Annotated in this window: 10 protein-coding genes; 5 read left to right on the top strand and 5 right to left on the bottom strand. The window is 58.6% G+C overall.

Annotated features, from left to right (window positions below):
* Window positions 1-12: 12 nt before the first annotated feature.
* From HWX89_RS19395 to bcp, 3 genes are all read right to left on the bottom strand, one after another.
* Window positions 13-1,506, bottom strand: coding sequence for a DEAD/DEAH box helicase (locus HWX89_RS19395; protein ID WP_138793868.1), 1,494 nt, complete (start codon window positions 1,504-1,506; stop codon window positions 13-15).
* Between the two features lie 221 nt (window positions 1,507-1,727).
* Window positions 1,728-3,008 carry a M23 family metallopeptidase gene (locus HWX89_RS19390; protein WP_138793867.1) on the bottom strand — a complete coding sequence of 427 codons (1,281 nt, stop codon included), beginning with the start codon at window positions 3,006-3,008 and terminating at the stop codon, window positions 1,728-1,730.
* Window positions 3,009-3,317: 309 nt separating this feature from the next.
* Complete coding sequence (bcp, locus tag HWX89_RS19385; protein WP_138793866.1) at window positions 3,318-3,785, bottom strand: thioredoxin-dependent thiol peroxidase; 468 nt, start codon at window positions 3,783-3,785, stop codon at window positions 3,318-3,320.
* A gap of 119 nt (window positions 3,786-3,904) precedes the next feature.
* On the opposite strand from bcp, the gene HWX89_RS19380 reads away from it, so the two are divergent.
* The gene (locus HWX89_RS19380; protein WP_138793865.1) at window positions 3,905-7,291 is read left to right on the top strand and encodes a YhdP family protein; all 3,387 of its coding nucleotides are present in this window, start codon (window positions 3,905-3,907) and stop codon (window positions 7,289-7,291) included.
* Between the two features lie 55 nt (window positions 7,292-7,346).
* Here HWX89_RS19380 and tyrS read toward each other — a convergent pair whose 3' ends face one another.
* Complete coding sequence (gene tyrS / locus HWX89_RS19375) at window positions 7,347-8,600, bottom strand: tyrosine--tRNA ligase (RefSeq protein ID WP_138793864.1); 1,254 nt, start codon at window positions 8,598-8,600, stop codon at window positions 7,347-7,349.
* A 149-nt stretch (window positions 8,601-8,749) separates the two neighbouring features.
* Between tyrS and HWX89_RS19370 the strand changes: the two genes are divergently transcribed.
* Entirely contained in the window at window positions 8,750-9,871 is a 1,122-nt protein-coding gene (locus tag HWX89_RS19370; RefSeq protein ID WP_138793863.1) for an anhydro-N-acetylmuramic acid kinase, read from the top strand.
* Window positions 9,872-9,972: 101 nt separating this feature from the next.
* On the opposite strand, the gene HWX89_RS19365 is transcribed toward HWX89_RS19370, so the two are convergent.
* Entirely contained in the window at window positions 9,973-10,650 is a 678-nt protein-coding gene (locus HWX89_RS19365) for an alpha/beta hydrolase (RefSeq protein ID WP_003522662.1), read from the bottom strand.
* Window positions 10,651-10,860: 210 nt separating this feature from the next.
* Between HWX89_RS19365 and HWX89_RS19360 the strand changes: the two genes are divergently transcribed.
* The 3 genes from HWX89_RS19360 (at window position 10,861) to sufC (ending at window position 14,529) form a co-directional block, all read left to right on the top strand.
* The gene (locus HWX89_RS19360; RefSeq protein WP_138793862.1) at window positions 10,861-12,030 is read left to right on the top strand and encodes a cysteine desulfurase family protein; all 1,170 of its coding nucleotides are present in this window, start codon (window positions 10,861-10,863) and stop codon (window positions 12,028-12,030) included.
* 201 nt (window positions 12,031-12,231) lie between these two features.
* Window positions 12,232-13,701, top strand: coding sequence for a Fe-S cluster assembly protein SufB (gene sufB, locus HWX89_RS19355; RefSeq protein WP_138793861.1), 1,470 nt, complete (start codon window positions 12,232-12,234; stop codon window positions 13,699-13,701).
* Between the two features lie 72 nt (window positions 13,702-13,773).
* Window positions 13,774-14,529, top strand: coding sequence for a Fe-S cluster assembly ATPase SufC (sufC, locus tag HWX89_RS19350; protein WP_138793860.1), 756 nt, complete (start codon window positions 13,774-13,776; stop codon window positions 14,527-14,529).
* The last annotated feature ends 3 nt before the right edge of the window (window positions 14,530-14,532 follow it).

Raw genomic sequence — 14,532 nt, 5'->3', positions numbered from 1 at the left:
CCTTCCGGCAGATCAGCTCTTGGCGTTTGCCACGATCAGCATGAATGCCGGAATGTCGTCGCCGAAGCCAACCGGTGTCGGGCCATCGTCGTGGTCACGGTAATGACGGCGACGGTCGCGGTTGTCGTCGTTGGCGTGGCCAGGGCTGCGGCGATCGGAATGACGGGGCGCTTTTTCCGCTTTGCGTTCTGCCTTCACTTTGTCTTCTCCGTGAACCGCGACATCCGCTTCCGTTGCGGATTGTGCGCCCTTGTTGATTGTTTCGTTCTGCTGCGTGTTGTCACGACGGTTTTTGTCGCGACCCTTGCCGCCACGTTCCTTGTTGCCGCGACGTCCACCGTTGTCGTGGCTTTCCATGGGGGCGGGCAGGGCGGAAAGGTCGCCGTTCAGCCACTCGATGTTTTCGCCGATCAGTTTTTCGATGGCATCGAGATACTTCGTGTCGCTTTTCGTGACGATGGTAAAGGCCTTACCCGACCTCCCAGCGCGGCCGGTACGGCCGATGCGGTGAACGTAGTCTTCCGAATGGATCGGAATGTCGAAGTTGAAGACGTGGCTGACGTCAGGAATATCCAGACCGCGTGCCGCGACATCGGACGCGACGAGCAGTTTCAGGTTTCCGTCCTTGAAGTTCTGCAGCATGGTCATGCGCGTACGCTGATCCATGTCACCATGCAGAGCGCCGACCGAGAAACCGTGCCGGTCAAGCGAGCGGAACAGATCGGAGACATCCTTCTTGCGGTTGCAGAAGATGATGGCGTTCTTCAGTTCCTGTTCTTCGGCACGGATCAGGTCGCGCAGCATGGCGCGCTTCTCATAATCCTTGTTGTGCGCAGCAACGATGCGCTGGGCAACCGTTTTTGCCGTCGAAGAAGGCTTGGCTACTTCGACACGGGCCGGGTTCTGCAGGAAGCGGTCCGCAAGCTTCTGGATCTCCGGTGGCATGGTTGCCGAGAAGAACAGCGTCTGGCGGGTGAATGGAATCATCTTCGCAATGCGCTCGATGTCCGGAATGAAGCCCATGTCCAGCATGCGGTCGGCTTCATCGATGACGAGAATTTCGACACCGGTCATCAGAAGCTTGCCGCGCTCGCAATGGTCGAGAAGGCGGCCGGGGGTGCAGATCAACACGTCTGCGCCACGCTCAAGCTTGCGGTCCTGCTCTTCGAAGGAGACGCCGCCGATCAGCAGCGCGACGTTCAGCTTGTGATTCTTGCCGTATTTTTCGAAGTTTTCGGCAACCTGCGCTGCGAGTTCGCGCGTCGGCTCGAGAATCAGCGTACGCGGCATTCTGGCGCGTGCGCGGCCCTTCTCCAGAAGGGTGAGCATCGGCAGAACGAAGGAAGCCGTTTTCCCCGTTCCGGTCTGTGCGATGCCACAGATATCGCGTCTTTCCAGCGCAGGCGGAATAGCGCCCGCCTGAATGGGCGTCGGCGTTGTGTAGCCGGCATCTGCAATAGCGGAAAGAACTTTTTGGCTCAGGCCAAGATCAGAGAATGTTGTCAAAGGAAGAACTTTTTCCGTTCTGGTTCAATAAGAACGCCCGCATGCGGCGAAAGCGCCTGCAAGACTGTGGCGCGGGGATATGCCTAAAACGCCTGAAAGTCAAGGAAACAACGGGTGATTGTGCTTTAAAGACGTCATGCAGGCCAAGCTACATGCGCTTTCAAGCAATTTTCCGGAGATTGTCTAAAACAAGAGAAAAATCCGCGATAAAATCGCTACTCTTATTTGAGATATGTTTTCAGCTCCGATCCGGCAACAAGAAAGCGCATCGGATCGACTGGCGCGTCATTGCGGCGAACTTCGTAGTGGATGTGCGGGCCGGTGGAACGGCCTGTGCTGCCGGCGCGGCCGATCACGTCGCCGGTGTCGATCTTGTCGCCGGGCTTGACCAGAATGGCGGACAGGTGACCGAAGCGGGTGGATACGCCCTGACCGTGATCGATCTCGACCATATTACCGTAACCGCCGGAGTTTTCAGCGATTGCGACGGTACCCGCGCCGGTTGCCTTGACGTTGGCGCCGGTCTCGGCACGAAAGTCGATACCCGTATGCAATGCTGGCCGACCGAGAAAGGGATCGAGACGGTTGCCGAAGCGGCTGGTGATGGTGCGGCCGGGAGCGGGGTTGCCAAACGGCATGCCGGTTGCGGTTTCCTTGACGAGATCGAGCCGGTTGAGTGCGTTGTCCAGGCTGGCGAGTGAGACATTGAAAGGGTCGTTTTCAGCCGGTTGCGGGGCGGCATAGGGGCCACCAACATCCTGGTTTCCGGCTTCGTCAATTTTCAGGCCTGCCTGGCGAATGATGTCCTGCATCGCTGTCGCCTTGTTTTCGGCGTCGGCGGTGAGTTCAGCGATTCGCGATATCTGCTGGCGTTCGATGTCTTTCAAAGACAGCGTGACTTTGGAGAAAATCCGGTCGGCGCGGTCGGAAGGTGTCTCGCCGCTACCCGGCGCGTAAAACACCTGCTTTTCGGATTTGGGTGCCTTGTCGGGCTGCATCAGCTTTTCGATGGCGGAAACGCCGCGTCCCTTGTCGGCGCTTTTTTCTGGAAGAAGTGCGTTGGAGAAGGCCGAGGGAGTGGCAGCAGGCGTGATGCCGGCATTTTCGGCACGCTCCATCAACTCGCTCATGCGCCCATGTCGGGAGGTGAGGGCGGTCTGCTGATCAAGAAGTTTTTCGACTTTTCTTTCAACAACTTGCTGATCGAGCAATTGGCGTGATGTGACGCGGTCCACCTGCGCGCGCAAGGCCGCAATCCGGTCTTCATAATCGTGCTGCATGCGTGTCTGTCGCGCCATTGTCGCGCCGATCAGATCGTCTCTGAGAATAAGGTAGGACGTTGCGCCGAGATAGGCGAGCGACAAAGCGCCAGCCACGGAAACGGCGAGAGCAGTCATCCAGGGGCGTATCGTCAGATGCCTTACCCTGTCGCCGCTTGCCAGAATCAGGACGTGCTGCTTTCGCTTCTTTCCGAACCCCGGTTGTTCTGCCGTCTGAGCCAAAATCTCTCTCCAGCCTGTCCGTGTGCCAGAGAAAATCATATTTCGTTAAGGTTAACGAAGTTTTGCCATGGAGCCGGGAATGCTTGCCAGATCAGCGTTTCAGCTCTGGCGGATGGCTGTCAGGGATCGGTGGGAGGAGGGCGTGAGGTCGGCTTCCGCAAAGGCGAGATTACATGTGGCTGCCACGTGCTGAAACCGTCATGACCAAATGTCGGAGACTCCCTGCCGGACCGTTCCGGCAGGAATAGTATAAGCGGTAAGTGGCGGGCGCGTACGTCGCCCGTCGTGTCAGGCACACCAAAAGCGATGTCAGAGCTTTTTGGCAGCGTCCAGAACAGCCTCGGCGTGTCCGGCAACCTTCACCTTGTTCCAGATTTCGGCAATGGTGCCGTCGGGTGCGACGAGAAAGGTCGTGCGCTCGACGCCCATGTATTTCTTGCCGTACATGCTTTTTTCCTTCCAGACGCCGTAGGCTTCGGCGACGGTCTTTTCTTCGTCTGCCGCCAGCATCACGGTCAGCGAGTGTTTTGCAGCGAATTTGTCGTGGCTTTTGACAGAATCGGGCGAGATGCCAATCACAACCGTATTGGCTGCCTCGAACTGTGCGCCGAGCGCGCTGAAATCGATGGCTTCAGCCGTGCAGCCGGACGTATCGTCCTTCGGGTAGAAGTAAAGTACGACTGCCTTGCCCTTGAGGTCGGTCAGTGTCACCGTTCCGCCGCCATTGCGCGGTAGAGTGAAGTCAGGAGCTGGGCTGCCGATCGTCGTATCTGTCATAATCCACCTTTCTTTCACCGGGATGTTGAGTGAAACTCACCAGATTCGGTATATAGCGAAACGAAGCGTCGTCCAGTATTGCGGCGAAACAAAAGCTTTCCGGGAGCAGACACGGGCGTATGGCGGAAATACGGGGTGAAAGGGTCACGTTCGGCAAGCGCGATATCGTTCGGCTGCACGATCTTCCTTCGGCAAAGGCCGAAGATCCGATCATCGTGCATTGCCCGGCGCCGCGTTCGATGCTGCGCACTTTCACGAAGATATTTACGGCCCTTTTCGTTCTCGCTTTCCTGTCGATTGGCGGCATCATCCTGTCGGTAGAGACCGGCTCTATCGACAAAACCCTGTCGGCACAGGCGCAGCAGGCGCTGGAAAAAGCGCTTGGTCCCCATTACAGCGCCCGCATCGGCTCTTCGGCCATTCGCTTTTCAACCGGGTTGCGGCTGGCGCTTGTGGCGCGTGACGTCGATATCATCGATCAGGCCTCCGGCCAGCACATGAGCCGGGCGCGTGCCATTGGTATGGCGCTCGATCCGCTGGCGCTTCTTGCCGGCCGTGTTTCCGTACAGAGCCTTGAAGCTGACGGGATGGAACTCGATACAGCGCTTCTGCCCAAGGGCAATGGCTTTGATCCCACCAAGATCAAGATCGACGCGATCCCGGATGCCCTGCAATCGGCATTCACGCAGCTCGATAATTTTGCACAGGCATTCCGGGTCAGCGGCACGGAGCAGATCACCATTTCGGATGTCTCGGTGCATCTGCCCCCCAGCAACGAGGGCAAGTTACGGACGATCCAGTTGCAGGAGCTGTCCCTCTCGCCGGATGCGGAGGGTGGTTACACCATCGATGGCGAAGCGATCTTCAACAACGAGGTTGCCAGCCTGTCGCTCAAGACATCGGGGACCGGTGGGGTCATCGAAGGTTTCCAGGCCCGTCTCGATGGTTTCGATGTCGGGCCGCTGCTTGAGAAATACGATCCGCAAGGCAGCCTGCACGAAGGCCTGAACGTCAAGGCGGGTGTGAATATCGCCGCCCATCGCGGCGGAGAGGGGCGTGAGCCGCAGCTTTCGGTTTCTCTGGGCGTGGGAAACGGTACGCTGCTGATCGCCGGGGAAGCCCAGCCGGTCTCCGGTGGCACGATCAATGCGCGGTACGACTTTGCCAACACGTCGCTGGCGATCGACAATTCGCGGCTCGAGTTCGGTCGAACGATCCTTCCGATTGCTGGAGAGATCAAGGACACGGACGAGGGTTTCGGTCTTGCCTTGAGGATCGACAATGCCGTGGCGTCGGCAGAGGCTTCCGGCGAGCCGCCGGTTCCTTTCAATCTGAAAGCTGACGGGCAGTTCACGGCTGCGACAAGGCAACTGGATATCTCCTCGCTCTATGTCAGCTCTCCGCTCGGTGACATGGCGGGGTCGCTCAAGATCCGTTTTGGAGAACAGGGTTCACCTGAAATCAGCTTCGGCGGCCAGATCCCGAAAATGGAGGCAACGGCGGTCAAGCAGCTCTGGCCGTTCTGGATGGCGCACAAGCCGCGCGACTGGGTGGTGTCGAACCTGTTCGGCGGAACCGTCACCAATGGTTCGATCGCGGTGTTCATTCCGCAGGGACGCATGTGCGGTCCCGGTTGCCCGCTGATTCTCGGCAAAAGCGAGATGCAGATCCGCTTCGATATTGCCGATACGCGGTTGAACACCACGGGCAACATTCCGCCGTTGCGGGATGCCAGTGCCCATTTCCAGCTTTCCGGCGAAGAGATCGATGTTGATATTTCGCGGGCGACGTCTTACTTCCCGTCCAATCGTTCCCTGACGCTGGAAAACAGCCGTTTTTCGATCGATTCGGTGTATGAGAAACCGCTGCTTGCCAATCTCGACCTGAACATTGCCGGGGCTGCGGATGCGGTGGCGGAGCTTGCCACCTTTCACCCGATCAATGCGCTCAAGGATACCGAGTTCACACCGGAAGATTTTACCGGTGACGTCAAAGCCCACGCAAAGCTCGTGGTCGGTTTGCTGAGCAGTCAGGCCCCGCCACCACCGGTCTGGTCGGCGGAGCTGAACCTCAAGGGGCTGGCACTGGCGCGGCCTTTTGCCGGTCGCAGCGTGACGGCGGTTGACGGCACGATGACGCTGAACGATCAGCAGCTCGTGCTGCAGGGCAAAGGACGGATCGACGACGTGCCGATGGACATCGCGCTGACGGAACCCGTGCGCAAGAACGGCAACGTTCCCCGTCAGCTCGCCCTCAAGGCGTCTCTGAACGAAAATCAGGTGGCGAAACTTGCGCCGGAGCTGACGACGGTTCTTGGCGGCACCACGACGCTGGAGGTCAGCGGGGCCGATCCCAAGCATCAGGAGGTCAAGCTCGATCTCACCCGAGCATCGATCATCCTGCCGGGCATCGGCTGGAGCAAGGGGATCGGTATCCCCGCCAGCGCGGAGTTTTCGATGGAGACGGTCGATGGCCGTACGAACATCAATGACTTTTCGCTCGATGGTGACGGCTTTGGCGCGGCCGGCAATATTGCCTTCAACAAGAACGGTCTGATTTCCGCAGATCTCGACCGGCTGAAACTATCGTCTTCCGACGATTATGCTGTTTCTGTCGTTGCATCCAAGAACAGTTACATCATCACCGCAAACGGAAAATCGATCGACCTTCGGCCCCTGATTTCCAAATTGCGCAATCCCGCAGGCACCGGGGATGGTACGCCTCGTTCGCAGCCCTCGCTCGCCATCAAGGCGCAGATCGACAAGGTCTACGGCTTCAACAACGAGGTTCTCTCCAACGTCAATGCGGACGTCAATCTGCGCGAAGGCCAGATACGCTCGGTCGATTTTCGCGGTGTAACGGGCAATGGCCAGGCCGTCGTGGCGCAGACCACCAACAAGGCGTCATCAGGCACCATCACGCTGACAAGCAGCGATGCCGGTTCGCTTGCCCGCTTTGCCGATCTTTATACGCGTCTGCGTGGCGGCCTCGTCAATCTGGCGCTGACGACCAGCAACGGCACGTCCTGGAGCGGTTCGCTCGACCTGCGCAACTTCTCCGTCGTCAACGAGGCCAAGCTGCAGGATATCGTTGCGACGCCGACAGGTGAAGACGGGCGCAGCCTCAACACGGCTGTTCGCCGCAACATCGATGTAAGCTCGGAAAAGTTTCAGCGTGGGTTTGCGCGGATCGTCTACGTCAACGGCTCGATTGCTGTCGAAAACGGTGTGGTGAGAGGCGAACAGATCGGCGCGACCTTCCAGGGCCTGTTGAAAGACCAGAGCGGCAGGATGGAAATGACCGGCACCTTCATGCCGGCTTATGGCCTGAACCGTCTGTTCGGCGAGTTGCCGTTCATCGGTATCTTCCTCGGCAATGGCCGTGATCGTGGTCTGCTCGGCATCACCTTCAAGCTTTCAGGGCAGGCGAACCAGCCAACGCTAACGATCAATCCTCTGTCGCTGATCGCGCCGGGCGTCTTCCGGCAGATATTCGAGTTCCAATAACCAATAAAAAGGGCCGCTTTCGCGGCCCTCATTTTTTGATGTCGTTTTGCGCGGCTTATGCCGGGCGAACGAGAACGTGCTTTTTCTTGCCGACCGAAAGCTTGATGACGCCATCGGCGGTGATCTCACCGGAGCCGATCGTCTGGCGCTCATCGGCCATGGCCTTGTCGTTGATTCTGACGGCGCCGCCCTGAACGTGGCGGCGAGCTTCGCCATTCGATCCGGCCAGGCCAGCGCGAACGATCAGCGACAGCAGGCCAACGCCGGATTCGAGTTCGGCTGCCGGAACGTCGATGGACGGCAGGTTTTCCGCAAGTGCACCTTCTTCGAAGGTCTTGCGTGCGGTCTCCGCAGCTTCTTCGGCGGCAGCGCGGCCATGCAGGATCGCAGTGACTTCCGTTGCGAGGATCTTCTTCGCTTCGTTGATCTCCGAACCACCGAGTGCTGCAAGGCGGGCGATCTCGTCCATCGGCAGCGTGGTGAAGAGTTTTGCGAAACGCACGACGTCGGCGTCTTCGGTGTTACGCCAGTACTGCCAGAAGTCGTAGACCGGCAACAGGTCCTTATTGAGCCAGACCGCACCGGAGGCCGACTTGCCCATCTTTGCCCCGGAAGACGTGGTCAGCAGAGGCGAGGTCAGCGCGTAAAGCTGCGGCGTACCCATGCGGTGACCAAGGTCGATACCGTTGATGATATTGCCCCACTGGTCGGAACCACCCATCTGCAGGCGGCAACCGACGCGCTGGTTCAGCTCGACGAAGTCGTAGGCCTGCAGGATCATGTAGTTGAACTCGAGGAAGGACAGCGACTGTTCGCGGTCAAGGCGAGTCTTCACGCTGTCGAAGGACAGCATGCGGTTGACCGAGAAATGGCGGCCGACGTCGCGCAGGAATTCGAGGTAGTTCAGACCACGCAGCCAGTCGGCGTTGTTGATCATCAGTGCCGGGTTCGGCTTGCGATCGTAATCGAGGTAGTTGGCGAAGACGTGCTTGAGCGAGGTAATGTTGTCCTCGATCATGTCGATCGTCATCAGCTTGCGAGCTTCTTCCTTGAAGGAGGGATCGCCGACCATGCCGGTGCCGCCGCCCATCAGGGAGATCGGCTGGTGGCCGGTCTGCTGCAGCCAGTGCAGCATCATGATCTGGGTCAGGTGGCCGACGTGCAAACTGGATGCCGTCGGATCATAGCCAATATAGGCAGTCACAGTTTCCTTGGCGAACAGTTCGTCGAGACCTGCCTCATCGGAGATCTGGTGAATGAAGCCGCGCTCGTCGAGCGTGCGGAGGAAATCGGACTTGAACCTGGACATGACCTTTTTCTTTCTGATTGGATCTTTGTCGTCATTGGGAGCCAATGAACGCGGCGGATTTATCATTGTTTTTTGAAAAGTGCACCCGTTTCGGCCATGAATATTGGCGAATCGTACAATGATGATTCCTTCGGACGGGAGAATGACGCGTGGGTGACGTAAAAACGGCGATCGGTCTTATGAGCGGAACATCGATGGACGGCATCGATATTGCGCTTTTGCACACGGATGGCGAAAGCATCGTGCGGCATGGACCGAGTGGCTATTTTCCCTATGATCCGCATTTGCGCGCCATCTGGCAAAAAGCACTCACGACCGCCAAGTCGATCCGCGAACGTCGCGAACGCCCCGAGGATCTTGGCGATGCCGAACGCAAGCTGACGCTTGCGCATGCGGCGGCGGTCAAATCCTTCCTGCACCGCCACAAGCTTCAGGCAGACCAGATCGATGTGATCGGTTTTCACGGGCAGACCGTGCTGCATAGGCCGGATGAGGCGCTGACGGTGCAGATCGGTGACGGTCCGCTGTTGGCCGAAGAAACCGGGATCGACGTCGTCTATGACATGCGTGCCAACGACATGGTGCATGGCGGGCAGGGCGCGCCGCTTATTCCCGCCTATCACGCCGCACTTGCTGCCAATCTGCCCGAGGGTTTTGCAACGCCTGCCGTCTTCGTCAACATCGGCGGCATTTCCAATCTCACTTTCATTGGCGACAATGGGCGGCTTGCGGCCTTCGACAGTGGGCCGGGCAACATGTTGATCGACCAGTGGATCGAGGCGCATACCGGAAAGACCTTCGACAAGGGCGGCAAGGTTGCCGCGAGCGGAAAGGTCGTGCCTCCGCTTGTGACCCGCTACATGGAAAGCCCGTTCTTTTCGGCCAATATTCGCCGCTCGCTCGACCGCAGCGATTTCCTGCCGCCGCAGAAGGGCGAGGTTTCGCTGGGTGATGGCGCGCGCACGCTGGCGCACCTGACCGGTACGGCTATTCTCAAGTCCGCCAGCTATCTTCCGGAAGCGGCCAAAACCTATGTGGTCTGTGGTGGTGGCCGTCTCAATCCTGTTATCATGGCAGAGTTTGCCGCACAGGCCGCCGAAAAGGATGCCAAGGTCATCGCGGCGGAGGATGCCGGTTTCGATGGTGGGGCGATGGAGGCGGAAGCCTGGGCCTATCTCGCGGTTCGGTCTCTGAAGGGATTGCCGCTGACCTATCCCGGTACGACAGGGGTGGCAGAGCCGGTCACCGGCGGTGTTCTGGCGACGGCGTGAGCCTGCCTGAAAACATGCCGTGACGGGCGGCGGCCCGGCCAGATCAGCCCAAACAAAAACCGCCGGGATGACCGGCGGTTTTGAGTGTAACTGGTTTATTATCAACGGATACGCTTGGCAGCCGGTTCCGGCACCAGTTCGCCGTTCAAGCGACGGTCGAGGTAATCCTCGCACTCGCCCATCAGCTCATCCACCTTGCCATTGAAGAAGTGGTTGGCGCCGGGAACGGTCCGATGCGTGATCAGAATACCCTTCTGGGTCTTCAGCTTTTCAACCAGACCATTGACGTCCTTCTCCGGTGCGACCTTGTCGGAATCACCGTTGATGATGAGGCCGGACGACGGGCAGGGGGCGAGGAACGAGAAGTCGTAGGTGTTCGGCTGCGGTGCAATCGACATGAAACCTTCGATTTCTGGACGGCGCATCAGAAGCTGCATGCCGATCCACGCGCCGAAGGAGTAACCGGCGACCCAACAGCTCTTGCTGTCCGGATGCAGGCTCTGCACCCAGTCGAGCGCGGATGCCGCGTCGGACAGTTCACCGGCGCCATGGTCGAACTCGCCCTGGCTGCGGCCGATGGAGCGGAAGTTGAAACGGAGCGTCGTGAAGCCGCGCTTCTGGAAAAGATAGAAGAGCTGGTAGACGATCTGGTTGTTCATCGTGCCGCCGAACTGTGGGTGCGGGTGCAGAATGATCGCGATCGGTGCGCTCTTTTCCTTGGAGGGCTGATAACGGCCTTCGAGGCGACCCGCCGGGCCGTTAAAGATGACTTCGGGCATTGGTACTCCGGTCGTGTTTTTTTGTTCCTGGCGGCGATCTTCTGGCGATAAGACTTGACGAAGTCTGTCAGCTTTTCTAGAACGCAGTTTAGAACAATTCGAAACTTTGTGTGTGCTAAAGCACTCGGCTCGTGTCATAAGGCAAGCACAACTGAAATTTCAAGGAAAATGCGTTTCGGCGCATGGAAGATTAGCGGAAGCTGTTCCGTCATGACGGTTTTGACTCGCACATATATGGACTGGAACGCCACGGCGCCGTTGCGGCCTGCCGTGCGGGACGTGCTTGTCGAAGCTCTTGATATGTCTGGTAATCCTTCGTCTGTTCACAGGGAAGGGCGCGCTGCACGCGCGGCCGTTGAGGCTGCTCGCCGCGAGGTTGCTGCCCTTGCTGGCGCGCAAGCGCCGAATGTGACGTTTACCAGCGGTGCGACCGAAGCGGCCAATCTGGTTTTGACACCGGATTTCAAGATGGGTCGCGCTCCATTGCGGATGGGCCACCTCTATGTTTCCGCCATCGAACACCCTGCGGTTCGTGAAGGCGGCCGGTTCAGCAAGGATAACGTTACGGAAGTTCCCGTTACGGCATCCGGTGTTCTCGACCTAGCCGCGCTTGAGACCCTGTTGGCTGGACATGATGCGTCGTCCGGCCTGCCGATGGTTGCCTGCATGCTGGTGAACAACGAGACCGGCATCGTTCAGCCCGTTGTCGAGGCCGCGAGGCTCGTGCATGCCGCAGGCGGGTTGATGGTTGTCGATGCGGTTCAGGCTGCAGGGCGCATCCCGCTTGATATTGCAGCACTGGATGCGGACTTCCTCATTCTCTCGTCCCACAAGCTTGGCGGGCCGAAGGGGGCAGGTGCCCTGGTGTCGCGCGGTGAAGTGATGATGCCTCGGCCGCTGATCCATGGCGGCGGGCAGGAAAAGGGTCATCGTTCCGGCACTGAAAATACGCTGTCGATTCTTGGGTTCGGTGCGGCTGCTGCCGATGCGGTCAAAAATCTGGAAGCGGAAACGCTGCGTCTATCCGATCTGCGGACGGCGCTTGAGGCCGGTATGCGCGTTGCCGCCGCCGACGTGGTGATCCACGGCGAGAGTGGGGCGCGGGTTTGCAACACCACCTTCTTCACGCTTCCGGGACTGAAAGCGGAAACGGGGCAGATCGCTTTCGACATCGAAGGTATCGCCCTTTCGGCCGGATCGGCCTGCTCGTCCGGAAAAGTTGGCGAGAGCCATGTTCTGACGGCGATGGGGCATGACCCCAAGCTCGGCGCGCTGAGAATTTCGCTCGGCCATGCGACGACGCAAAACGATATCGAGCGCACGCTTGCGGCGTTCGGAAAAATAGCCGGGCGGCGCAAGCCGGCCGGACAGGCGGCGTGAAAGCGCGGTAAAGAATTGCGGAATATCAAATTTCCGCTTGCCGGGATGTGTGAAAAACGCCATCCCGCACCTACATGGGTGAAGAGTTCCGTCCGCCTGCATGGCCCGGAATAATTTGCCCGAAGATGGATGAAGGCGGCTTTCCGCCTTGATACGTTGACAAGCCACCGGACCTTTGCTCCGGCGAGATTGGAGAACGACATGGCTGCGGTTCAGGAAACGATCGATCAGGTCCGCCAGATCGATGTGGACCAGTATAAATACGGCTTCGAAACTCAGATCGAAGTCGACAAGGCCCCGAAAGGCCTTTCCGAAGAGGTAATCCGGTTCATTTCTGCAAAAAAGCAGGAGCCGGAATGGATGCTGGAATGGCGCCTTGAGGCGTACAAGCGCTGGCTGACAATGGAAGAGCCGACATGGGCTCGCGTCAGCTATCCGAAGATCGATTTCAACGATCTCTATTATTATGCCGCACCGAAGTCCGCTCCTGGCCCGAAGTCGCTGGATGAAGTCGATCCGGAGCTGCTGAAGGTCTACGAAAAGCTCGGCATTCCGCTGAAGGAACAGGAAATCCTCGCTGGCGTTGAAAAGCGCCCGGTCGCGGTTGATGCCGTGTTCGACAGCGTGTCGGTTGTGACCACCTTCAAGGCGGAACTGGCGAAGGCCGGCGTGATCTTCATGTCGATCTCCGAAGCGATCCGCGAATATCCGGAGCTGGTGAAGAAGTATCTCGGCTCGGTCGTTCCGACAACGGACAACTTCTATGCGACGCTGAACTCGGCGGTCTTCACCGACGGTTCCTTCGTGTTCGTGCCGAAGGGCGTTCGCTGCCCGATGGAGCTTTCCACGTACTTCCGTATCAACGAGAAGAACACCGGTCAGTTCGAGCGCACGCTCATCATCTGTGAAGAAGGCGCCTACGTTTCCTATCTGGAAGGCTGCACCGCACCGCAGCGCGACGAGAACCAGCTTCACGCCGCCGTGGTCGAACTCGTGGCACTCGATGATGCCGAAATCAAGTATTCCACCGTCCAGAACTGGTATCCGGGCGACAAGGAAGGCAAGGGCGGCATCTATAATTTCGTGACCAAGCGTGGCGATTGCCGCGGCAACCGTTCGAAGATTTCCTGGACACAGGTTGAAACCGGTTCTGCCATCACCTGGAAGTACCCGTCCTGCATCCTGCGCGGCGACGACAGCCGTGGCGAGTTCTACTCGATTGCCGTTTCCAACGGTCATCAGCAGATCGACAGCGGCACCAAGATGATCCACCTCGGCAAGAACACGTCGAGCCGCATCATCGCCAAGGGTATTGCTGCCGGTTTCTCGGAGAACGTCTATCGCGGTCAGGTTTCGGCACACCGCAAGGCGACCAACACGCGTAACTTCACGCAGTGCGACAGCTTGCTGATCGGCGACAAGTGTGGCGCCCACACCGTGCCCTACATCGAGGCGAAGAACTCTTCGGCGCATTTCGAGCACGAAGCGACCACCTCGAAGATTTCCGAAGACCAGCTCTTCTACTGCCTGCAGCGCGGTATTCCCGAGGAAGCGGCGATCGCTCTGATCGTCAACGGCTTCGTCAAGGAAGTCATTCAGGAGCTGCCGATGGAATTCGCCGTTGAAGCTCAGAAGCTGATCGGCATCTCGCTCGAAGGCTCGGTGGGCTGATCTTCAGACGGACACGACCCTGAGTGCGCGGTTTTCGCGCACCACTCGATCACACTATTCTAGGAAAAAACCATGCTTGAAATCATCGACCTGCACGCAAAGATCGCCGACACCGAAACCGAGATCATCAAGGGTCTGAACCTGAAGGTTGCCGCTGGCGAAGTTGCCGCCATCATGGGCCCGAACGGTTCGGGCAAGTCGACGCTCTCCTACATCCTGTCGGGCCGCGAAGACTATGAAGTCACGTCCGGTGACATCCTGTATAACGGCGAAAGCATTCTCGAACTGGACGCTGCAGAGCGCGCTGCCAAGGGTATCTTCCTGGCCTTCCAGTACCCGGTCGAAATCCCCGGCGTTGCCACCATGCAGTTCCTCAAGGTTGCCATGAACGAGCAGCGCAAGGCACGCGGCGAAGCCGAACTGACGACGCCTGACTTCATCAAGAAGGTGAAGGAAGCTGCCGGCGATCTGAAGATCGACATGGACATGCTGAAGCGTCCGCTCAACGTCGGCTTCTCCGGCGGTGAAAAGAAGCGCGCCGAAATCCTACAGATGGCGCTTCTGGAGCCGAAGCTTTGCGTTCTCGACGAAACCGATAGCGGTCTCGACATCGACGCGCTGAAGATCGTTGCCGATGGCGTTAACGCGCTGAAGTCTCCGGACCGCGCAACCATCGTCATCACCCACTACCAGCGCCTGCTCGACTACATCGTTCCGGACAGCGTTCATGTTCTCTACAAGGGCAAGATCATCCGTTCTGGCGACAAGGAACTGGCGCTCGAGCTGGAAAACAACGGTTACGCCGACATCATCGGTGAAGCGGCCTAATCA

It is taken from the genome of Rhizobium sp. RM (assembly GCF_013390595.1).
Classification (GTDB): domain Bacteria; phylum Pseudomonadota; class Alphaproteobacteria; order Rhizobiales; family Rhizobiaceae; genus Agrobacterium.
The sequence above is the reverse complement of the archived record's forward strand: the minus strand, read 5'-3'. Positions and strand labels throughout refer to the sequence as shown.